A 20,382-nucleotide genomic window follows, 5' to 3' on the forward strand; every position below is an offset into this window, starting at 1 on the left:
CTCCCCCCAGGCGATGGATCGCAGTTTGACTCCGGATCAGCTCGAGTTCTTCGAGAAGGAGTTCGCCGCTCGCCCGGTGAACCGGCTGATGCAGAACGCCGTCACCCAGACGCCGGTGGACGACGTGGCCCTGGACCGCCGGATCCTCACCGGCATCGACCACTCGGTCTCCCACCACCTGGACGACTGGAGGGTCACCAACCAGAAGCAGAGCGGGCGCTGCTGGATGTTCGCCGGGCTCAATCTGCTGCGGGTCGGCGCCGCGCGAAAGCTGGGCGTGAAGGACTTCGAGTTCTCCCAGAACTACCTGCTCTGGTGGGACAAGTTCGAGCGGGCCAACCATCTCCTGGAGGCGGTCATCGAGACCTCGGACCGGGATGTGGACGACCGTACGGTGGCCCATCTGCTGGCCGACCCGATCGGTGACGGCGGGCAGTGGAACATGTTCGTGGCGCTGGTCGCCAAGCACGGCCTGGTGCCCAAGTCGGCCATGCCGGAGACCGACAGCTCCTCCGCGACCCGGGCGATGAACCGGGCCCTGAAGACCCTGCTCCGCCAGGGCGCCCACGAACTGCGCGAGCGGGCAGCCGAGGGAGTCGCCGCCCAGCGGGAGCACAAGCGGGACGTGCTGGCCGCCGTCCACCGGGTGCTCAGCATTCACCTCGGCACGCCTCCGCAGCGATTCCTGTGGCAGTGGGAGGACAAGGACAAGCAGTTCCACCGCGACGGCTGGCTCACCCCGGCGGAGTTCGCAGCCGCGTATGTGCGGCTCCCGCTGGAGGAGTACGTCTGCCTGGTGCACGACCCCCGGGAGTCGAGCCCGGTCGGCCGCACCTTCACCGTCGAGTACCTGGGCAATGTCGTGGACGCCCCGCCGGTGGTCTACCTCAATGTGCAGATGGAACTGCTGAAGCGGCTGGCGATGGAGGCGATCGTCGGCGGCGAGCCGGTGTGGTTCGGCTGCGACGTGACCAAGATGATGCGCTCGGACGCCGGCGTCTGGGACGCCGGGCTCTTCGACTACGCGGCCGTCTACGACGCTCCCTTCACCATGGACAAGGCCACCCGGCTGCTCCACCACGACACGCAGATGACACACGCGATGCTGTTCACCGGCGTCGACGTGGTGGACGGGAACCCGCGCCGCTGGCGGGTGGAGAACAGCTGGGGCGAGGAGAAGGCCGACAAGGGCTTCTGGACGATGAACGACTCGTGGTTCGGTGAGCATGTCTTCGAGATCGCCGTCCGGCGTTCCGCGCTGCCGCCGGAGCTGGCTGCCGCCCTCGACCTACCGCCCATCGTCCTCCCCGCCTGGGACCCCATGGGCGCCCTCGCCGACTGAGCCACTCTCCTCGCACGCCGCCTGACTCTGCGACGTGGCGCACCGGAGGTCAGCCGATGAGCGTGCGGAACTCCTCGATCGTACGACGCCGCATGGTGAGGAAGGCGTGCCAGGAGCCGTCGGCGTAGTGCAGGCGGAAGCGGGCCATCAGCTGGGTCCGGGGCCGGCGTTCGACCCGGGTCACCCAGGCGCGCGGCACCTCCCACACCGGGGTGCCGTCCAGGGGCTTGACCAGCCCGACGCGCTGGTCGGTCACGCGGAGCAGCAGCGCGCCGGAGGTGCGCGGCATTCCCGCGGCGATACTGCCGGCTCCGCCGGACTCCGCCCCGACATGGTTCACCAGCGCGCTCGCTACGGCCCCACCGATACCGACGCCTTTGGCGCCGCTCGCGGGGACGACGGAGGCGTACCCCAAGAGCCGTTCGCCGGGGGCCAGTTGACTGTGCGCGGAACGCTCGCGGAGTGCGGACATGTGCATGATCATAGACGGCGCAGAGTGACCGCGGCGACTCCGTAGACATATCCCCCCGCCCCCGTGGGCAACGTGCGGGGACCGCGCAGTGTTCGCCGTGTCCCTGACGCGGGCAATTCACTTGTCGCGTCCGTCGGCCAGCCGCTGAAGGGTACGTCCGCGGACGCCGCCTGCAACCGGCACGATGCCGCGTACCGCACCCTTCAGCAGAGCGGCAGGTGGAGTCCGAACAGCCATGCCGAAGCGGACCGACGATTCGCCGCCGATCTCCACGGTCTCGAGCAGGCCGGAAAGATCTGGCGACGGCTTGGTACAGCGCTTGGACGTAGCGTTCGTCGTCGTAGATCGTCCCACCGATGTCGAAGAGCACCGCGTCGGTCCGCTCGGCCGACCGCTCTTCTCGCTCCGTTCTGAGTGTGTCGCTGTATTCGAATATGACGCCCCACGACGCGTGCTGTGGTGGAAGCAGGCAGGGACCTGTTCATGTCTTCGGCGGCAGGGGCGAATTCCTGCGGACCTGGCGACCGCAGGTGGGCGGGACGCTGAAGACATGTGCCTCGGGTGCGGAGGGAATGCGCCCCGGCACTGTTGTCGCCGCCCCGCCGGCGCCGACCTGACCGTCGCGGTGCCCTGCCGACCTGCCGCGTGGTGCGCCGCGGGAAGGATGCGGGGCGTCGCTCGGGTGGGGAGTGGTCCGGACTGAGTCAGCGGGCACCGGACGGGTGGCGCCGGTGTCGTGGCTGTGCAGGGACAGGTGGAGCGCGGTGGCGGCGGCCGCGAGGATCCCCACAGCTGCTGCGACGCTCGTTGTCGGATGCCTGCGGCTGCCCTGCCACAGCCGGGGGAGGGCCGGCGCTGTCGCCGTACGCGGCCCGGCGTGGCCGACGGTGTGCGGCATGGACTCGGACCGTGCGTGGGCAGGGCGCCTCCCTCGGGCGGCGGCGAATGCGGCTCCACCCCAGGGGAGCAGGGCGTCGGCGAGTAGCGCGCCCGGCCGTTCGTTGATGCCGGTCAGCTCGGAGTGGGCGAGGGAACAGGCGCGGCAGTCGGCCAGGTGCTGGTCGAGATCGGCACTCGGGTAGGCGCCCCTGAGCCGGGTGGCGGCTTCCAGGAGGGAGCCGAAGAGACGGCAGTGCCCGTTGTCGGACCGCTCGGCGTGGTGGTCCATGCAGATGTGGCGGAGTTCTTCGAGCGCACTGCGGCGGAGCTGCGACACCCTGTCGGGGTGCACGTCGAGGGACCGTCCCGCCGAGAGGGAGTCGTCCCGCTGTACGACGGTGTGCCACAGGACGGCCTGGGTGCGCCGGGGAAGGCGGTGGTAGGCCCAGGAGATGGTGCCGGGGTGCGCGCAGGACGGCTCGGTGGAAGGCGGGCCGGGCAGAGGGTGTGGCGTACGGTCCAGCCACGAGACGAACGCGGCGGAGAGTTCCGATCGCCGTGTGGTGCCGGCCCATACCCTGGCCGTCCTCTCGGCCAGGAGGAGTGGGTGGTGGAGCGGCGGTTGGTCGGTGCCCGCAGCGGTGCGTATGTCGAGCACGGCGCGCTGGAGCGCCTCCAGCGCCAAGAGCCGCACCGACGCCCCGGTTGCGAGGAGAGCGGCGTAGTCGAGCAGCACGGGTAGGCGGCGCCTGCGCAGTTCGGCCGCGGCTGCCGCGATCTGTCGTCTACGGGCTCTGGGTTCGTCCCCCGGTCCTCGGTCGCCCGGCCTGGACGTGGCCGGGATGCGCAGGCTCGCGACAAGTGCCGCGTCGGGCAGGTCGGCCCATGGCCGGGTTGCCTCGCTGTCTTCCGGCTCGGCCTTCTCGGACCGGTGGCGTCGGGGCACTCCCGTGCCGGAAACGCGGAATCGGGCAGCACGAGGCGACATGGCGTGCATCCGTTCTCTCGAGCGGGCGGACTCGAATCGCCGCCCCGTGGGTCACCGATGGATCGCCGGGTTCGACGCCTGACGGGGGAGTGCCCGCCGGGGCGGCATTGCGGGAAGTCAATGAGGCGCGCCGTCGCGTCCGCAATGACATGCGCGTACTGCTGCGGCTGACTCTGTGCCCCATCGGCGAACTGCTACGGAAGCCGGTGCCGATCTTCAGAGGCCGAACCTCGATTTCCGCCGGTACAGGCGGCCCCGAGGTACGGATGCCCCCTGTCGGCGGGTGCTGGGGCGGCTGCCCGCGAACCGCACGCGCTAAGGTGCTTGCGCAAATGTCATGCATGCTCAGGCGTGCGAGGAGGGGGAGGTTCCGCGGTGTCGGATCTGGGGCGGCTCATAGCCGGCCGATACCGGTTGGTGGAGCGCGTGGGCCGCGGCGGGATGGGTACCGTGTGGCGGGCCGAGGACGAGTTGCTCGGCCGGCACGTGGCGGTGAAGAAACTGCATGTCCCGCCGCACCTGCACGACGACGACATCCAGCGGCTCTACGAGCGCACCCGCCGCGAGGCCCGCAGCGCCGCCCGGATCACCCACTCCCATGTGATCGTGGTGCACGACGTCGTCGACGACGAGGGGCTGCCGTGCATCGTCATGGAGTACATACCCTCGCTCACCCTGAGTGACGTCCTCAAGCGGCAGGGCACGCTGTCGCCCACCGAGGCGGCACGCATCGGCCGCGCCATGGCCGCCGCGTTGCGCGCCGCGCACGCCGTCGGAGTGCTGCACCGGGACGTCAAGCCCGCCAACGTCCTGCTCGGACACGACGGACGGATCGTCCTCACCGACTTCGGGATCGCCGTCGAGCCCGGCACGCCGTCACTGACCAGGACCGGCGAGCTGGTCGGCTCGATCCACTACCTGGCGCCGGAACGCCTCCGCAGCGGCATCGCCGAGCCCGGCCCCGCGTCCGACCTGTGGGCGCTCGGCGCGACGCTGTACCAGGCGGTGCAGGGGACGCCGCCGTTCCACCGGGACACCCCGATCGAGACGGCGTACGCCATCGCCACCGAGGAGTGCCCTCCCGCGAGCGACGCCGGACACCTCACCTCGGTGATCGAGGGGCTGCTGGTGAAGGACCCCGGCCAGCGCATGGACGCCGACGAGGCCGAACGTCTCCTGAGCGGTGCGGCCGACACCACGGGCACCGCCCTGCTCGAACCGCCCACGGAACCAAAGACGCGTGGCGACAGCCCCGAGGCCCCTGCGCGCGAGGGCAGGTGGGGCCGCCGCAGAGCGCTGTGGATCGTCCCGGCCGTCCTGGTGGCCGCCGTCGCGGCGGGCGGGGCGCTCTGGCTCGGACGGGGGGACGCTGCGCGCGGTGACGGGGCCTCGGGTCGCCCGGGGACACCGAGCGCTTCCTCGTCGTCGTCACTGCCGCCGCTTCCTCACGGCTACCGCCTCGAGCAGGCGGCACAGGGCATCTCCGTCCCCGTGCCCGACGGCTGGACCTTCAAGAACATGCCCGGCGGCGAGGTCGCCTACATCTCCGGGCTGGCCGGCATGAGGATCAACGTCGTCCAGTTCGCGGGGAACGATCCCGTGCGGCACTGGCGCGACACCGAAGAGGCCCAGACACGACAGGACAACCCGGGCTACGAGCGGGTCAGGATGGACCGGACGACCTTCCGGGGGCGGCCCGCAGGGTACTGGGAGTTCACGTTCCAGGGCAGGGTGCGCAAATACCGGGCGGTCGAGCTGGCCTTCAGCGGCTCCGACGGCACCCAGTACGTGATCTACCTCTCCGCGCCGAACGACGAATGGAGCCGGTACCGCCCGGTCTTCGACAATGCCGCCAAGGGCATCCGCCTGCGCGGCTAGCCGCAGCTCTCCCCGCGGTCCCCGCGGGGCCGCGTGCCGGCTGGTCGGATGTCGCCGCTGAGCTGGGACGTTACCGATCCGAGCGGGGAGGGTCGGCTGGCTGTCGCCGAACCGCAGCGCCCGTGTGACCGCGACGGGATCCGGTTGCCGACCGCGCGGGCCACAGTGGCGGTGCCCCGTGTTCCGGCCGCGACCGGCCGGCGACGCACTGCATCCATGCGAGTGGTGACCGTCGTGCATGTCGCGAGGGGACGAGAAGGCGAGAACGGCGATGGGTATGTCGCGTGGGAAGTCCCTGCCCCTCTCCGCGGCCGTCCTCGCCGTGGCCACCCTGGTGGTGACGGCGTGTTCCGTTGAAGGCGGTGCCGCCTCCCGGCGCGAGCACGGCGACAAGGGCGCGTCCCTGCCGCCGCTGCCGGCGCGCTTCGCACAGCAGACGGTCGACTGGGCCGGCTGCGAGGGCGTCTCGTCCGAACCGGTCGCCGGCGCGGAGTGCGGCTGGGTCGAGGTGCCGGTCGACTACGCGGCTCCCGACAAGGAGACCATCAGGCTGCGGGTGTCCCGGGTGAAGGCGCAGGACCGCAGCCGCAGGCTCGGCTCGCTGCTCTACAACCCCGGCGGTCCCGGCGCACCGGGCGCCGCGGACGTGGCCGACGGCACCTGGACGGCCGGCGAGAGGGCCCGCGCCCGCTACGACCTGGTCGGCTTCGATCCGCGCGGACTGGGCGCCTCCGCGCCGATCGAATGCCCCGGCGGCGTGCCGCAGGAGCCCGAGGACCTGCCCCGGACGGTGGCGGACGCGGAGAAGGCCTTCACCGCGGCCCGTGCGCTCGCCCGGTCCTGCCATCGGGGCAGCGGCACGGTCCTCGCGCACATGGACAGCGCGAGCGTCGCACGCGACCTCGAGGTCCTGCGCAGGGTCCTCGGGGACGACAGGCTCAACTACACGGGCATCTCGTACGGCACCTTCCTCGGCCGGCAGTACATGAGGCTGTTCCCCGACAAGGTCGGTCGGTTCGTGCTCGACGGTGTCGTCGACCCGGCCCGCGACATGCGGCAGGTCGCCCTCCTCGACGTCAGGACCGACGAGGAGGCGCTGCGCCGCTACGCCGCCGACCTCGTGGCCCGCGGCGACCTGCGCCTCGGAGCCACGTCCGAGGACGTCGTCCGGCGCATCACGGGCCTGGTCGCGGATCTGGAGCGCACACCGCTGCGGGGCCCCGGAGGCCGACGGCTGACCGGTTCCGCCGTGTCCGCGTACCTGCGTACGGTGACCCGCCAGGAGAACTGGGGCCGGCTGACCGACGCCCTGGCGGCCGCCGTGGACGGTGACGCCGGCGCGTTCGACGACATGGCGCGGGACGGCGCCGCGGGAGCGGGCGAGGAGGGCGCGGCCGGCGACGAGGAATCCGCACCGGGGCAGGAGGAACAGGAGCGGACCGAAGCCATGGGCAACCCGGCCGTGCTGTGCCTGGACTCCCGTGGCGCGCCGAGGTCCCCGCGGGAGATGCTCGACCTGGCCGACGAGTTCGCCCGGAAGTCGCCGCTGTTCGGGCGTGGCATCGCCTGGCAGATGCTCGACTGCGCGACCTGGCCGATCGCCCCGACCGGGAAGGTCGAGCCCGTCACGGCGCCCGGCGCGCCGCCGGTGCTGCTGGTGTCCTACACCGATGATCCCCAGACCCCGCTGGAGAACGCGCGGGCCGTGAAAGCGCAGTTGGCGGACAGCGCACTCCTGGTGCGCACGGGGCAGGGGCACGGGGCGTACGCCTCCGAGACCCCCTCCCAGTGCACGGATCGCGTCGTCGACGCCTACCTCGTCGACGGGAGGCTTCCCGAGGGGATCACCAACTGCCCCGGTTGAGAAGGGAGGTGCGACGTCCGGTTCACTTCACGGCTCCCATGGACAGTCCGCGGACGAGCTGCTTCTGGGCGATCCATCCCGCGAGCAGGACGGGCAGGCAGGCCAGGGTCGCGGCGGCGGCGAGCCTGGCCCAGTAGAGGCCCTCGCTGGTCATGAAGCCGATCAGGAAGACGGGCATGGTGGCGGCTCGGACCGAGGTGAGGTTGAGGGCGAGGAAGAACTCGTTCCAGGAGAAGATCACGCAGATCAGCGCGGTCGCCGCGATGCCGGGAGCGACCATCGGCAGCAGCACCTGGGTGATCTCCTGGCGCTGGGTCGCGCCGTCGACGCGGGCGGCCTCCAGGACTTCACCGGGGACTTCGAGGAAGAAGGAGCGCAGCATCCACACCGCGATCGGCAGGTTCATCGCCGTGTACAGCACGATGAGGGTGCCGATGTCGTCCAGGGCCCCGATGTCCCGTACGGCGAGGTAGATGGGGACGATGGCGGCGACGACGGGGAGCATCTTGGTGGAGATGAAGAAGAACAGCGCGTCGCGCCACTTGCGGACCGATCGGATCGACAGCGCGTAGGCGGCCGGAACGCCGAGCGCGAGCACGAGGAGCGTGGACAGCACCGTCGCCAGTGCCGAGTTGGCGAGATAGGGGCCGATGCCGCTCGCGAACACCGCCCGGAACTGGTCGAGGGTGGGGGAGAAGACGAGCTGCGGGGTGGTGGTGTAGGCGTCCGACTCCTGCTTGAAGGCGGTCAGTGCCATCCAGAGCACGGGGAAGAAGAACACCAGCCCGGCCAGCCAGGCGCCGGCGGTCCAAGCGCTCCTTCCCAGCAGGCGCTTGACGCGGCGGGCGGAGGGTTCGGCGGCGTTCATCACGCCCTCCCTTCGGTGGTGCTGAAGACGGTGAAGAGCATGCGCAGGGCGATCGAGGCGACGGCGATGGTTCCGGCCACGGTGACCACGCCGAGGGCCGACGCCTGCCCGACGTCGAAGCCGAGGAAGGCCCGTTGGTAGAGGTAGTACGGCAGATTGGTGGTTGCCGTACCCGGGCCGCCCTGGGTCATCATGAAGATCACGTCGAAGGTGTTGATCAGGTAGATCGCGCCGAGCAGTACACCGAGTTCGATGTAGGGCCTCAGATGCGGCACGGTGATGGCCCTGAAGGTGGTCCAGGGGCCGGCGCCGTCGATCTGCGCGGCCTCCAGTACGTCGCCCGACTGGCTCTGCAGCCCGGCGAGGACGATCAGCGTCATGAACGGTGTCCACTGCCACACCAGCACCGTGACGATCGACGCCATCGGGAACCGGCTGACGAAGTCGACGGGGGCGACGCCGACCAGGTGCAGGAGGAAGTTGACGATGCCGTACACCGGGTCGAGCATCGTGGTCCGCCACAGCAGTCCCGCGACCGTCGGCATGATCAGAAACGGGGCGATCAGCAGGGTCCTGACCACCGCGCGGCCGGGGAACTCGCGGTCCAGCAGGACGGCGAGGCCGACACCGAGCGCCATCGAGACGGCCACCGCGAGGACGGTCATCTCGATCTCGGTGAAGAGTGCGTCGCGGAAGGCGCTGTCGGTGAAGACATCGCGGTAGTTGCTCAGGCCCACCCAGTGCCGGGAGTGCGGCCGGACCAGATTCCAGGACTGGAACGAGAAGAGCACCGTGAAGACGAACGGGATCTGGGTGGCGATGATCACGAGGAGCAGCGCCGGGCTCAGCGGCAGCCGGCGCCGCCATGCCTCGCGGCGCGGCAGCCGTACGGACTGCCCGCCCGGTGTCAGGGGAACGGGGCTGGACGGGGCCAGGGTCGCCATGGCGCCTCCTCGGACGGCGGGGCTGGGAGCGGTTGTCGGTGCTGGTGGGAAGGTCAGCGGCGCTGGTAGGTGCGGCCGACCGTCCGGGCGTATTGCTGGGACTGGGACAGGGCGGCGCGCACCGACTTCCGTCCGGCGATCACCGCGGTGATCTGCTGACTGACCCGGGTGCCGAGATCCTGGAACTCGGGGATGTCCAGGAACTGCACGCCCGTGTAGGGCACGGGGGCCACGGTGGGGTGTGCGGGATCGGCGCCGTCGATCGCCCGCAGTGTGGGCCCGGCGAAGGCGGCGGCCGCCTCGGCGTACCGGGGGATGCGGTAGGTCGAGACGCGGCTTCCCGGAGGGACGTGGGACCAGCCGAGCCTGCCGCCCACGAACCGGATGTACTCCTTGGAGGTCGCCCACGACAGGAACTGCCAGGCGGCGTCCCGGCGCCGGCTGGTCCTGGGGATCGCCAGCGACCAGGAGTACAGCCACCCCGAGGACCGGGTCCGCTCGACGGGGGCGGGTGCGTAGCCGATCCTGCCGACGACCTTGCTGCTGCTCGGGTCCTCCAGCGAGCCCGCCGCCACGGTCGCGTCGTACCACATGGCGGCATTGCCCTGGGCCATGTCCGTACCGCACTCGGTGTATCCGGCGGTCGCCGCGCCCGGTTCGCCGACCGTACGGAGCAGGTCGGTGTAGAAGGCGACCGCCTTCGTCACCTCGGGCGAGGTGAGCTGGGCGTTCCACCTCAGGTCGTACCAGCGTCCGCCGAAGGTGTTGATCACGGTGTTCAGCGGTGCCAGGTTCTCGCCCCAGCCGGGGACCCCGCGCAGGCAGATCCCGGCGATGCGGTGCGCCGGGTCGTCCAGCTTCCGGGCCAGCGCGGCGACCTGGTCCCAGGTGGGACGGGCGGGCATGGCCAGGCGGTGGGCGGCGAGGAGATCCCTGCGGTACATCAGGTACGACGACTCGCCGTAGAACGGCACCGAGTACAGGTCGCCCCGGTAGGACAGGGACTGCCGGATCGGGGCGATGAAGTCGCCCGGGTCGTATCCCCGGGTGCGGTCGGCGTACGGCTGGAGGTCCACCAGCCAGCCGTTCCTCGCCCACATCGGGGTCTCGTAGTTGCTGATCATCACCACGTCGAACTCTCTGCCGCCGGTCGCCACCGACTCGGTGATCTTCTGACGGGCCACGTTCTCCGGCAGCGTGACGTACCGGACGTGGACACCCGGGTGGGCGCGCTCGAAGTACGGGGTGAGTTTCTGTACGTCCTGCATCTGCGGGTTGGCGACGATGGCCACCGTGATCGAGCCGGAGCCGCCGCCGACTGCTCCGGCCCCGGCGCAGCCGGCCGCCGGCAGCAATGCGGACAGGGCCGCGGCGACGGCCGCGACGGAGCGTCGTCGCCGGGTCTTCAGGAATCGCATCGTGGAGTACTCCTCGTTGTTCCGGCTGTACAACGACGAGGTCACCGAAATAATGCTCGTGTGAGCACTTTTCGCTCGGATTTCCCATCATCGCCGCGATCCCATTGACGTCGACCTGACACGGCCTTTAATGGGAAGTACCTGAAACGCATGAGGTCTATATGCTCGATTGAGCAGAAACCCGCGCGGTGAACTCAGGGCAGCCCCACCGGGGCGATCCAGACTCTTCTGAAAGATCGGAAGACGCCATGAACGCTGTGGCCGAACGCGACGTTCCGTGCGCTGATGCCGAAGTCGCCTCCGTCTCCATCGAATTGCCGCCCGTCCTGACCGCGCCCCGGCAGGCGAGAGCCTTCACCAGAAAGTCCCTGTGCCACTGGGGAGAGGCGGAGGAACTCGTCGAAGCGGCCGTCCTGGTCGTGTGCGAACTGGTCACGAATTCCGTCTGCCACGGCTCGCGACCACCACCGGCCCGACACCGGCACGCCGCGTGCCCCGATGAACGCGGACCCGGATCGCCGATCACGCTCACGCTGGAACTGAGGCCGGACGTACTCCACGCCGAGGTGCACGACCGGTCACCGGAGCTGCCGGTGCCCCGCTCGGCGGGGAACGACGACGACTGCGGGCGCGGGCTTGCGATCGTCACCGCGCTCGCCGGGTCCTGGACGGCCGGGTGGGCACCCGGAGGCGGCAAGTGGGTCCGGGCGTGTCTGCCGCGTGCGGTCGCTCCCGTCCTCGGCTGACACGGGAAGGAGCGGTCATGGACAAGGGGTGGTGGACGGCATGAGCACGCAGCACGGGCCGCGAGTCGGCAGGCCCCCGCACCACACGGGTCCGGAAGAGCTGGTCCAGACGGCGGCCATGGCCCGTCGCTTCTACCTCGAGGGCAGGTCGAAGACCGAGATCGCGCAGGAGTTCGGCATCAGCCGCTTCAAGGTCGCCCGCATGCTGGAGACCGCCCTGCACAACGGCCTGATCCGACTCGAAGTCCGGCTGCCCGCCGAACTGGACGCCGAACGCTCCGACGCGCTGCGCACCCGGTACAACCTCCGCCACTGCGTCGTCCTCGCCTCGACGGAGGGGGAGCCCGGCGGCGCGGTGCTCGCCACCCGGCGCCTCGGCGCCGTCGCCGCGGGGCTGCTCACCGAGATCGTCACGGAGGCCGACGTCCTCGGACTCGTCTGGGGCCCCGAGATCGAAGCGCTCGGTCGCGAACTGACCGTGCTCGCCCGGTGCAAGGTGGTGCAGCTGTGCGGGGTGACCCCGCTGCGGCCCGTGGACAGCAGTGCCGTGGAAGCCGTACGCCGAGCCGCCTCGATCGCGCGAGGCCCCGTGTACGCGATCCACGCGCCACTGCTTCTTCCTGACGGCGCGGCGGCCCGGATGCTCCGCCGACAGCCAGGCATCACCGAAGCGGTCAACCAGTTCCGCCACCTCACCAAGGCCGTCGTCTCCGTCGGCGCGTGGGGGCCCGGGCTGTCCACCATCTACGACGCGCTCGACGACGACGCGCGCGAGCAGTACCGGAGCCTCGGAACATGCGCCGAAGTCGTGGGCCAACTGCTGGACGCGGACGGGCGTCCCGTCGCCCCGGAACTCACCGAGCGGATCATCGCGATCAGCTTCGACGAACTGCGCGACGTGCCCGACGTCATCCTCCTCGCCGACGGTGAGGAGCGGGCTGCCGCCACCTCGGCGGCGCTGAAGACGGGCCTGTTCAACGGCATCGTCACCCACACGGCCGTCGCCGAGCACCTGCTTCGGTGACGCGCGAGCCGACGCAGCCCATCGACACCATGTACGGAGCGGCCATGACGCCTCTCGTGGAACGCGGCTTCGACCTGGAGGTGCTGGACGCCCTCCTCCGCCGAGTCGTCGAGGGCGACGGCACGGCTGTGTCGGTCGACGCACCGGCGGGGGCCGGAAAGAGCGCACTGCTGGCCGAAGCCGCGACGCGTGCCCGTCAGCGCAAGGCTCGAGTGCTGCGGGCACGCTGCTGTCCGCAGGAGGAGCGGGTGCCGTGGGGAACCGTACGGCAGTTGCTCGATCCGCTGCTGAGCGACGAGGACCTCGACCGGCCGGACCGCGGCCCTGTCCCACCCTCCGACGGGCGAGGCGATCAGGCCCTTCCCGTCGAGCGTTTCCACGGCCTGTATCTGGTGCTGCTGCGTCTGTCGCGGAACGCTCCGGTCGTCCTGCTGATCGACGACGCCCACCACGCCGACGACCTCTCGCAGCAGTGGCTGGCCTACCTGGCCCGTCGCCTGGACGGTGTCCGGATCGCACTGGTCGTGGCCACCCGTACGGCCTGCGGAGCCGCCCGCGGGCCGCTCGAGGCGGCCTTGGCGGCATGCCCGGAATTCCCCCGCCTGCGACTGCGGCCCCTGTCCGAGCGGGGAACGGCCGACGCCCTGGCCGGCAAGCTCGGCCAGGCCCTGGAACAGGACAGCGCGGCGATGTGCCATGCCGCGACCGGTGGCAACCCGGGGCTGCTCGGCGCCGTGGCCGACGCCGTCGCCCGCACCGGCATCCCGGCCGCCCAGGTCACGCCGGAACAAGCGGCCGACATCTGCTCCCGCGCCGTCCTGCGTGCCCTGCCCCGGCTGCTGGGCCGCCACGGGCCCGCGGTGACCGCCGTGGCCACGGCGACAGCAGCCCTCGGCCGGGCGACCGGCCTGCCCCTGCTGGCACGGACGGCCGGGATCGCCGCACCGGCCGCGGAAGAGGCGGTCACCGCCCTGGAGGACGCCGGGCTGCTGTGCGCGGGGCCGCCGTGGCACCTCGGCTCCGCCGCCGTCGTGCGGGTCCTCACCGCGCGAGCGGGCGAGCACACGCTCGACGCACTGCGTTCCCGGGCGGCCGAGGCGTTGCGCGATCTCGGCGCCGCTGCCCCCGAGATCGCCGACATGCTGCTGCTCACGCCACCCGACGGGCAGGCATGGCGGGTGCCGGTACTGCGGGAGGCGGCCCGCATCGCCGAGGAGGGCTCCGATCCGCCCGCTGCCGGCGCGTATCTGACCCGAGCCCTGGCAGAGCCGCCCGCGGACACCGACCGTCCCGCGCTCCTGGCCCGGCTGGGCATCGCCGAGGTGCACCTCGACCCGGACTCGGCCGCCTCCCGTCTGCGTACCGTCCTGGACGGCGAGGAGGACGTCCGCAGGCGGGCGACCCTGGCGCCGCACCTGGCCGAGGCACTGGTGCGCACCGGCCGCCCCGAGGCGGCCGTGGCCCTCCTGGACGATCTCGCCGGCCAGATAGGCGAGGACGACCGCGAGACGCTGTACCGGCTGTGGGCCCAGGGCATCCTGGTCCTCCTGGAGGAGACCCCGCACGCGGCCGACGCCTGGACGGCCCGCGGCGACATCGCCGGCGACCTGGCCGGCACGAGCCCGGGGCAGCGACTGCTGCTCGCGGCACTCGCCCTGAAGGCCACACTGACCGGCCAGTGCGCCCACGCCGCCGCCGATCTCGCCGACCGGGCGCTCGCCCGGCCCGCACCGTCGCAGGAACCCGCCCTCACCACCGCATTCGCGGCGACCGCGCTGCTGCACGCGGGCCGCCTCACGGACGCCGCCCGCTGCTGCGACCAGCTCCTCGGCGACGGCACACCCCGCGGCCCCGCCCCCGTGCGGTCCCTCTTCCTGGCCCTGCGCGCCAAGATCGCCCACCGCACCGGCGACATCACGTCCGCCCTGTCACTCGGCCGCCAGGCCCTCGCCGCGGCACCCCCGGGGCAGCGCTACCAGCCCTACGCCACCGCCCAGGTCATCCATGCCCTGCTCGACCTCGGCGCCCGCGAAGAGGCGGAGCACGCCTGCCACACCTCGTACCAGAGTCCTGCCGGCCACCACTGGAGCTGGGCGCCCCTGCACGCCGCACGCGCCCGGAACCACCACACCCAGGGCAACCCGCACGCCGCCCTGGACGAACTCGGCGCCTGCGCACGGCTGATGCGCGACGGCGGATACGACAACCCCGCTCTCGTCCCATGGCGCTCCCATGCCGCCCTCGTCCACCAGTGCCTCGGCAACCACGACACCGCCGTGGAGCTGGCCGACGAGGAGCTGGTACGAGCACGCCGCTGGGGCGCCCCGCACACGGTCGCCACCACCTTGCGCATCCTCGGCCGCCTGCACACCGGCGACGGCGCCGTCGCCGCCCTGACCGAGGCGGCCTCCCTCCTCCAGGGCACACCCGCACGGCGCGCCCTCGCCCACACCCTCGCGGACCTCGGCGAAGCACTCCACGAGACCGGCCGTCCCACGGAGGCGCGGACAGCCCTGCGCCAGGCACTCGACCTCGCCGACGCCTCGGGCGCCGCCCCCCTGTCCGAACGCGCCCACCGCGCGCTCCTGGCCACCGGCGCGCGCCCCCGCCGCAGACGCCAGTCCGGAGTGGGCGCGCTCACCGAACGCGAACACCGCATCGCCGCGCTCGCCGCCACCGGCATGGACAACCAGGCCATCGCCACCGCCCTGTTCGTCAGCCGGCGCACCGTGGAGTTCCACCTCACACACGTCTACCGCAAGCTCGCCATCGACGGCAGAGCCGAACTGGGCACGGCACTGACCACCGGCCCCCGCACACAACCCGCGCTTCCCGCCCTGCCCCGCCCCACACCGCGCAGCGGCTGACTCGCCCACTCGCCCGAAGCTGACAAGAATCGTTCGCTTTCCGTCCACTTTTGGAGTCCCAGGGGATAGAGCGACTGGCGGACGGGAAGGGTGCTACACGGCGCACCGCGGGGAGCGGGGGGAGCGTGCCCGGCAAGCCGGGCCCGAAGGGCAGGGGGAGGGCCGGTTATGGGCGGGCAGCCCTTGTATCTCGCACCGCGGCTGGGAGACCGGCTGCGCTCGCTGCTGGCGTCGCCCGAGCTGCTGCACCCGCTCACCGACGCCCTCGGCTCTCCGCTGAACGTGGTCGTGCCCGATCAACTCGCCGCCAATCTGGAGCAGTTCAGGGCGGTGTACGACAGGCACCATCTGTCCGGTCAGGTGCTCTTCGCCCACAAGGCCAATCGCTCCAGTGCCCTGCTGCGTCGGTTGGCGGCGACGGACGCCGGCGTCGACGTCGCCTCGCTCGGGGAACTGCAGCACGCGCTCGGCGCCGGCTTCACTCCCGACCGCATCACGGCCACCGGCCCGAAGAACCCGGAATTCCTGTGGCTGGCCGCGCGCACCTCGGTCACCGTCGCTGTCGACAGCCCGGCCGAACTGGTTCAACTCGCCATGCTGGTACGCAAGTTCGCACTTCCTCGGGCGTGCGTCCTGTTCCGGCTGGCCGGGTTCGAGACGTCCGGTGTGCGGGTGCTGAGCCGACGCAGTCGTTTCGGAACACCCGTGAAGGAGTGGGCGGGACTGCTGGACGCGGTCGAGCGGCACAGTGATGCCGTGGAACCGGTGGGCGCGGCCTATCACCTCGACACGACGAGCCTCACCGAGAAGGCGACCGCGCTGGAAGGCTGCCTGCGGGTGCTGGAGGAGTGCCGAAGCCGAGGACTGCGGCCTTCGACCGTGGACATCGGCGGCGGATTCGGCGTCGACTACCTTGCCGACGGCGAGCAGTGGGAGCGCTACACCACCGGTCTCACCGCGGCCGTCCTCGGCACCCGGCCGCCCCTGACCTGGGGCGGGCACGGCTACGGGCTGCGCAACGAGAGCGGCACGCTCCGGGGATCGCTCGCCCTCTACCCCGCCCACCGCCCGCTCGCCGGGCCCCGCTACCTCGACGGACTGCTCGGGCACCCGGCCGCGTCCTTCGACGGCCGGCCCCTCGCCGCGCTGCTGCTGGAGCACCTGTACGACCTGCGGATCGAACCGGGCCGAGCCCTGCTCGACCAGTGCGGGCTGACCCTGGCCAAAGTGCTGGAGGTGCGTGAACCGGAGAACGGCGGCGAACTCCTCGTACGGCTCGCGGCCAAGGCCGACGACGTGGCCCTGGAGGAGCACGGGGTGCTGATGGACCCCGTCGTCGTCCCGAGGGATCCGAAGCGGGCGGCCGCGGGACCGGTCGCCGTCCACCTCTTCGGCACGCTGTGCCTGGAAACCGACCTGATCACGCGCCGGACGGTCTTCCTGCCGCACCGGCCCGAACCGGGCGACCTGCTGGCCTTCGCCAACACCGCCGGCTACTGCATGGACTTCCACGCCACCCGTGCCCAGCGGCAGCCGGTCGCGCGCAAGGTCGCCGCCTGGCAGGAGGACGGCGCGTGGCGCTGGTGCCTGGACGACCAGTACTGGCCGACGACGTCCGGGGGCGCGCCGGGGTACGACATGGGGGGAGCACAGTGAGGTACGACAGCATCACCGAGGCCATAGGCAACACACCGCTGGTGCGCATCGACCCGGCCGTGCACGGTCTGGAACACATCGACCTGTACGCCAAGCTCGAACTGCTCAATCCGTTCGGCTCGGTCAAGGACCGCGCCGCCTGGAACATGACCGGCCTGCGTCTCGCCGACGCCGCCGAGCACGGCAGCCAGGTCGTGGAGCTGTCCAGCGGCAACACCGCCAAGGCCCTGGCCGTCCTCGCCGGGATGCACGGTCTGGCCTTCAAGAGCGTGACCAACCGGATGCGCGTCCCGGAGATCAAGGATCTGCTCCTGCTGCTCGGCGCCGAGATCGAGGAACTGCCGGGCCAGAGCGAATGCCTGGACCCGACCGCCACCGACGACCCGCTGACCCTCTTCCACCGGAGCCTGTCCGAGCCCGGCAGCGCCTATCTGCACACGGACCAGTACTTCAACCCGCGCAACACCGAGGCCCACCTCACCGGGACCGGCCCGGAGATCGTCAAGGACCTGGACGGCCGCGCCCCGGACTGGTTCATCGCCTGCGTGGGGACGGCGGGTTCCTCGACGGGCGTCGCCCGGGTCCTGCGCGAACACGATCCCGCCGTACAGGTCGTCGGGCTCGTCGCCGCCAAGTCCGACTTCATCCCCGGCATCCGCACCATCGACGAGGCGCACCAGGTCGGCCTCTTCGACCCCGGCACCTACGACTCGATCGAAGCGGTGAACTCGGACGAGGCGATCGAGGGGATGCTGACCCTGAACCGCCGTTGCGGCATCCTGGCCGGACCCACCGGGGGTGCCGCCTACTTCGGCGCCGTACGCCGTCTGAAAGCCGTCGAGGCCGACACGGCCGAGCGGCGGAGCGCCGTCTTCATCGTCTGCGACCGCGTCGAGAGCTATGTGAGCTACGTCAGGCAGCGCCGCCCCGATCTGTTCGGCCGCCCTCGCCGCGCCAACTCCCCGGCCGATCTCACCGACGCCGAGGTGCGGACGGCGCCCGCCATCGGAGTGACGCAGGCCCGGACGTGGATCGGCACGGGCGCCCCGCTCGTGGTCGACCTGCGCAGCCCCTACGCCTTCGCCGCCCTGCACATCGACGGCTCGGTCAACATCGTCGACGAGCTGTTCGAGGAGCTCGTGCACGGCGGGCTGCCGTTCAGCCGCACTCGCCCGGTGCTGCTGGCCTGCCCGGTCGGCGAGAAGTCCGCCCGGTACGCCGCGCTGCTGACCCGGATGGGCCACCCCGACGTACGCAGCCTGGCCGGCGGCATCATCGCCTGGCGGGACGCGGGCGCCCCGCTGGTACGGGACTGACCGCCCCATGACCTCATGTGCCGACAGCACAGCGGCCGTCGGGGAGTTGGGGGAGTGGCAGCGTGCGCTGCGGGCCCAGTTCCCGATCGTCACCGGGAACCCGGACCTGGCCTACCTCGACAGCGCGGCCACCGCCCAGAAGCCCCGGGCGGTCCTCGACGCCGTGGAGACCTACCTCACCACGACCAACGCCAACGCCGGGCGTGGCACATACCCGTGGGCCAACCGCACCACAGCGCTGGTCGAGCAGACCCGTGACCAGGTCCGGAGCTTCCTCGACGACCCGGCCCCGCAGCGCTCGGCCGTCCACTTCACCAGCGGCACCACCGAGGGCCTGCGGACGATCGCCCGCGACTGGCTCCCCGGGTTCCTGGAGGACGGCGACGAGATCGTCGTACCCGTCGCCGATCACCAGGCCAACATCGAGCCCTGGCTGGAGACACAGCGGCAGCTGGCCCGCCAGGGCACCCACGTCCGGATCCTGCCGATGCCCTACCAGCAGGCGTCCGGCGACTACGACCACACGGCCCTCGCACAACTCGGCGGGCCGCGCACCCGGTTCGTCGCCGTCACCCACGTCCACCACGTCTACGGCGGCGACATGAACATCCACCGCATCCGGCGGGCGGTCGGCCCGAACGCGGTCATCTGCCTGGACGCCGCCCAGAGCATCGGCCACCTGCCGCTGTCCGTGGCCGACCTGGACGTCGACTTCGTCGTGTTCTCCGGGCACAAGGCCCTGGCCCTGCCCGGCTCGGGAGCGGTCTGGGCCCGTCAGGCGCGCGGCCCGCGGTTCGTGCCCGGCGGCTGGTCCGGCACCCCCAACACGGTGGGCATCGTCTCGCTGGCCGCCGCGCTGGACTGGCTTCGGGCCGCGGGCCCGGACCGTATCGAACGATGGACGGTCGCCCTGGCGTCCCGTCTCACCGACGGACTGCGCCACCTGGACGCCTACGAGGTCCTCGGCTGCCAGACCAGTCTGGCCGCCGACTCACCGGTCCAGCGGCGCCAGGGCATCGTCACCTTCCGGCACCGCGGGATCAGCTCCGGCGACCTGGGGTTCATCCTCTTCAGCCACGGCTTCATGGTCCGCTGCGACCACCACTGCCAGGGCGGTGCGGGGGAGCGGAGCGAGTCGGTGCGGGTGAGCCTGCACGTCTACACCATCGTCGAGGAGATCGACCGGCTGCTGTCGGTCCTTGCCACTCTCGGGTGACAGGACCTTCCCCGAAATGTAATGGAAACCGTTTCCATCGTAGGGTGCGGGGGAAGGGAACGCGCGCGAGACGGCAAGGTGGCACGACCGGATGGGACTGAGCCTGGCGACGGCCGAGAAGTGGGTGGAGCGCTGGGAACTCCAGCAGCAGCGGTACGCCGTCGACCGCGAGGATCGCTTCACGGTGATCGCCGACGTCGTCGAGCACATCACCGCGGACCGCACCGACCGGCCCACGGTCGTGGACCTCGGCTGCGGCCCCGGATCGCTGGCGGCCCGGCTGACCCGCAGGCTGCCGCACGCCGACATCGTGGCCGTGGACCGGGACCCCCTGCTCCTGGAGCTGGCCCGCGTCCACCGCGCGGACGCGGCCCGCTACGTCGACACGGTGATCGGCGCGGACGGCTGGACACGGGCGCTGGCTCTCGACCGCCCCCTGGACGCGGCCGTCTCGACCACCGCGCTGCACTACCTGGACGCGGACACACTGCGCCGCGTCTACCGGGACCTCGCCGCGCTGCTGCGACCCGGCGGCGTCCTCGTCAACGGCGACCACCTGCCGCCGGACGACGCCGTGCTCGCCGAGGTCGCGGGGTGCGTGGGACGCCGCCGGGCCCAGCGGCAGCGCGCCTTCGCCCACGAGGACTGGGCCTCCTGGTGGACGGCCGCCGAAGAGGAGCCCGAGCTGGCCGACCTCCTCGCCGAACGCCGCCGGCGCCAGCCCCCCGCCGGTGCCGGCAGCGCCGCCCGCCTGTCCCTGTCCGACCACGTCCGCCTGCTGCGGCTGGCGGGGTTCGAGCGGGCCGGCGCCGTCTGGCAGTACGGCGACAGCTGCGTGGTCGTCGCGGTCCGTTGACCTGACGCGTGGCTCGGCCACCGCGCCTGCCGGGGCGGTCGGTTGGCT

General features: G+C 71.6%; 15 protein-coding genes. 10 read left to right on the forward strand and 5 right to left on the reverse strand.

Going from position 1 to position 20,382, the window contains the following annotated elements; translation table 11 throughout:
* Positions 1-25 precede the first annotated feature (25 nt).
* The gene (locus AQI95_RS38375; protein ID WP_244188978.1) at positions 26-1,342 is read left to right on the forward strand and encodes a C1 family peptidase; all 1,317 of its coding nucleotides are present in this window, start codon (positions 26-28) and stop codon (positions 1,340-1,342) included.
* Positions 1,343-1,391: 49 nt separating this feature from the next.
* On the opposite strand, the gene AQI95_RS38380 is transcribed toward AQI95_RS38375, so the two are convergent.
* The gene (locus AQI95_RS38380; RefSeq protein ID WP_159056652.1) at positions 1,392-1,814 is read right to left on the reverse strand and encodes a hypothetical protein; all 423 of its coding nucleotides are present in this window, start codon (positions 1,812-1,814) and stop codon (positions 1,392-1,394) included.
* A 481-nt stretch (positions 1,815-2,295) separates the two neighbouring features.
* On the reverse strand, positions 2,296-3,429 hold the full coding sequence (locus tag AQI95_RS38385) for a hypothetical protein (RefSeq protein ID WP_067135147.1): 1,134 nt from the start codon (positions 3,427-3,429) through the stop codon (positions 2,296-2,298).
* Between the two features lie 627 nt (positions 3,430-4,056).
* Between AQI95_RS38385 and AQI95_RS38390 the strand changes: the two genes are divergently transcribed.
* Both AQI95_RS38390 and AQI95_RS38395 read left to right on the forward strand, forming a co-directional pair.
* Positions 4,057-5,559, forward strand: a complete 1,503-nt coding sequence (locus tag AQI95_RS38390; protein WP_067135149.1) for a serine/threonine-protein kinase — start codon at positions 4,057-4,059, stop codon at positions 5,557-5,559.
* Positions 5,560-5,830: 271 nt separating this feature from the next.
* Complete coding sequence (locus tag AQI95_RS38395) at positions 5,831-7,423, forward strand: alpha/beta fold hydrolase (RefSeq protein WP_159056653.1); 1,593 nt, start codon at positions 5,831-5,833, stop codon at positions 7,421-7,423.
* 22 nt (positions 7,424-7,445) lie between these two features.
* Here the strand turns inward: AQI95_RS38395 and AQI95_RS38400 are convergent, their stop codons facing one another.
* The 3 genes from AQI95_RS38400 to AQI95_RS38410 are packed head-to-tail and all read right to left on the reverse strand — an operon-like array spanning position 7,446 to position 10,653.
* Entirely contained in the window at positions 7,446-8,291 is an 846-nt protein-coding gene (locus AQI95_RS38400; RefSeq protein WP_067135155.1) for a carbohydrate ABC transporter permease, read from the reverse strand.
* The gene (locus AQI95_RS38405) at positions 8,291-9,235 is read right to left on the reverse strand and encodes a carbohydrate ABC transporter permease (RefSeq protein WP_067135156.1); all 945 of its coding nucleotides are present in this window, start codon (positions 9,233-9,235) and stop codon (positions 8,291-8,293) included. Before AQI95_RS38405 ends, AQI95_RS38400 begins: the two co-directional genes overlap by 1 nt.
* Before the next feature lie 53 nt (positions 9,236-9,288).
* Entirely contained in the window at positions 9,289-10,653 is a 1,365-nt protein-coding gene (locus AQI95_RS38410) for an ABC transporter substrate-binding protein (RefSeq protein WP_067135225.1), read from the reverse strand.
* A 248-nt stretch (positions 10,654-10,901) separates the two neighbouring features.
* On the opposite strand from AQI95_RS38410, the gene AQI95_RS38415 reads away from it, so the two are divergent.
* The 7 genes from AQI95_RS38415 to AQI95_RS38445 all read left to right on the forward strand — a co-directional run bounded on the left by AQI95_RS38415 (position 10,902) and on the right by AQI95_RS38445 (position 20,334).
* Positions 10,902-11,399 carry an ATP-binding protein gene (locus AQI95_RS38415; RefSeq protein WP_079071802.1) on the forward strand — a complete coding sequence of 166 codons (498 nt, stop codon included), beginning with the start codon at positions 10,902-10,904 and terminating at the stop codon, positions 11,397-11,399.
* A 40-nt stretch (positions 11,400-11,439) separates the two neighbouring features.
* On the forward strand, positions 11,440-12,423 hold the full coding sequence (locus tag AQI95_RS38420) for a sugar-binding transcriptional regulator (RefSeq protein ID WP_067135229.1): 984 nt from the start codon (positions 11,440-11,442) through the stop codon (positions 12,421-12,423).
* 44 nt (positions 12,424-12,467) lie between these two features.
* The gene (locus AQI95_RS38425) at positions 12,468-15,290 is read left to right on the forward strand and encodes a helix-turn-helix transcriptional regulator (RefSeq protein ID WP_159056654.1); all 2,823 of its coding nucleotides are present in this window, start codon (positions 12,468-12,470) and stop codon (positions 15,288-15,290) included.
* A gap of 168 nt (positions 15,291-15,458) precedes the next feature.
* On the forward strand, positions 15,459-16,946 hold the full coding sequence (locus AQI95_RS38430; RefSeq protein ID WP_067135160.1) for a Y4yA family PLP-dependent enzyme: 1,488 nt from the start codon (positions 15,459-15,461) through the stop codon (positions 16,944-16,946).
* Positions 16,943-18,262, forward strand: a complete 1,320-nt coding sequence (locus AQI95_RS38435) for a pyridoxal-phosphate dependent enzyme (RefSeq protein ID WP_067135162.1) — start codon at positions 16,943-16,945, stop codon at positions 18,260-18,262. Before AQI95_RS38430 ends, AQI95_RS38435 begins: the two co-directional genes overlap by 4 nt.
* Positions 18,263-18,269: 7 nt before the next feature.
* Positions 18,270-19,478 carry an aminotransferase class V-fold PLP-dependent enzyme gene (locus tag AQI95_RS38440; protein WP_067135164.1) on the forward strand — a complete coding sequence of 403 codons (1,209 nt, stop codon included), beginning with the start codon at positions 18,270-18,272 and terminating at the stop codon, positions 19,476-19,478.
* A gap of 91 nt (positions 19,479-19,569) precedes the next feature.
* Complete coding sequence (locus AQI95_RS38445; protein ID WP_067135166.1) at positions 19,570-20,334, forward strand: class I SAM-dependent methyltransferase; 765 nt, start codon at positions 19,570-19,572, stop codon at positions 20,332-20,334.
* Positions 20,335-20,382 lie beyond the last annotated feature (48 nt).

Source organism: Streptomyces yokosukanensis, assembly GCF_001514035.1.
Taxonomy (GTDB): Bacteria; Actinomycetota; Actinomycetes; order Streptomycetales; family Streptomycetaceae; genus Streptomyces; species Streptomyces yokosukanensis.

What these genes read in the sequence shown, in the direction of transcription:
- AQI95_RS38380 (WP_159056652.1), bottom strand. Translation starts at nt 1,814, where the DNA reads ATGTCCGCACTCCGCGAGCGTTCCGCGCACAGTCAACTGGCCCCCGGC.
- AQI95_RS38395 (WP_159056653.1), top strand. Translation starts at nt 5,831, where the DNA reads ATGGGTATGTCGCGTGGGAAGTCCCTGCCCCTCTCCGCGGCCGTCCTC.
- AQI95_RS38400 (WP_067135155.1), bottom strand. Translation starts at nt 8,291, where the DNA reads ATGAACGCCGCCGAACCCTCCGCCCGCCGCGTCAAGCGCCTGCTGGGA.
- AQI95_RS38405 (WP_067135156.1), bottom strand. Translation starts at nt 9,235, where the DNA reads ATGGCGACCCTGGCCCCGTCCAGCCCCGTTCCCCTGACACCGGGCGGG.
- AQI95_RS38410 (WP_067135225.1), bottom strand. Translation starts at nt 10,653, where the DNA reads ATGCGATTCCTGAAGACCCGGCGACGACGCTCCGTCGCGGCCGTCGCC.
- AQI95_RS38415 (WP_079071802.1), top strand. Translation starts at nt 10,902, where the DNA reads ATGAACGCTGTGGCCGAACGCGACGTTCCGTGCGCTGATGCCGAAGTC.
- AQI95_RS38420 (WP_067135229.1), top strand. Translation starts at nt 11,440, where the DNA reads ATGAGCACGCAGCACGGGCCGCGAGTCGGCAGGCCCCCGCACCACACG.
- AQI95_RS38425 (WP_159056654.1), top strand. Translation starts at nt 12,468, where the DNA reads ATGACGCCTCTCGTGGAACGCGGCTTCGACCTGGAGGTGCTGGACGCC.
- AQI95_RS38430 (WP_067135160.1), top strand. Translation starts at nt 15,459, where the DNA reads ATGGGCGGGCAGCCCTTGTATCTCGCACCGCGGCTGGGAGACCGGCTG.
- AQI95_RS38440 (WP_067135164.1), top strand. Translation starts at nt 18,270, where the DNA reads ATGACCTCATGTGCCGACAGCACAGCGGCCGTCGGGGAGTTGGGGGAG.
- AQI95_RS38445 (WP_067135166.1), top strand. Translation starts at nt 19,570, where the DNA reads ATGGGACTGAGCCTGGCGACGGCCGAGAAGTGGGTGGAGCGCTGGGAA.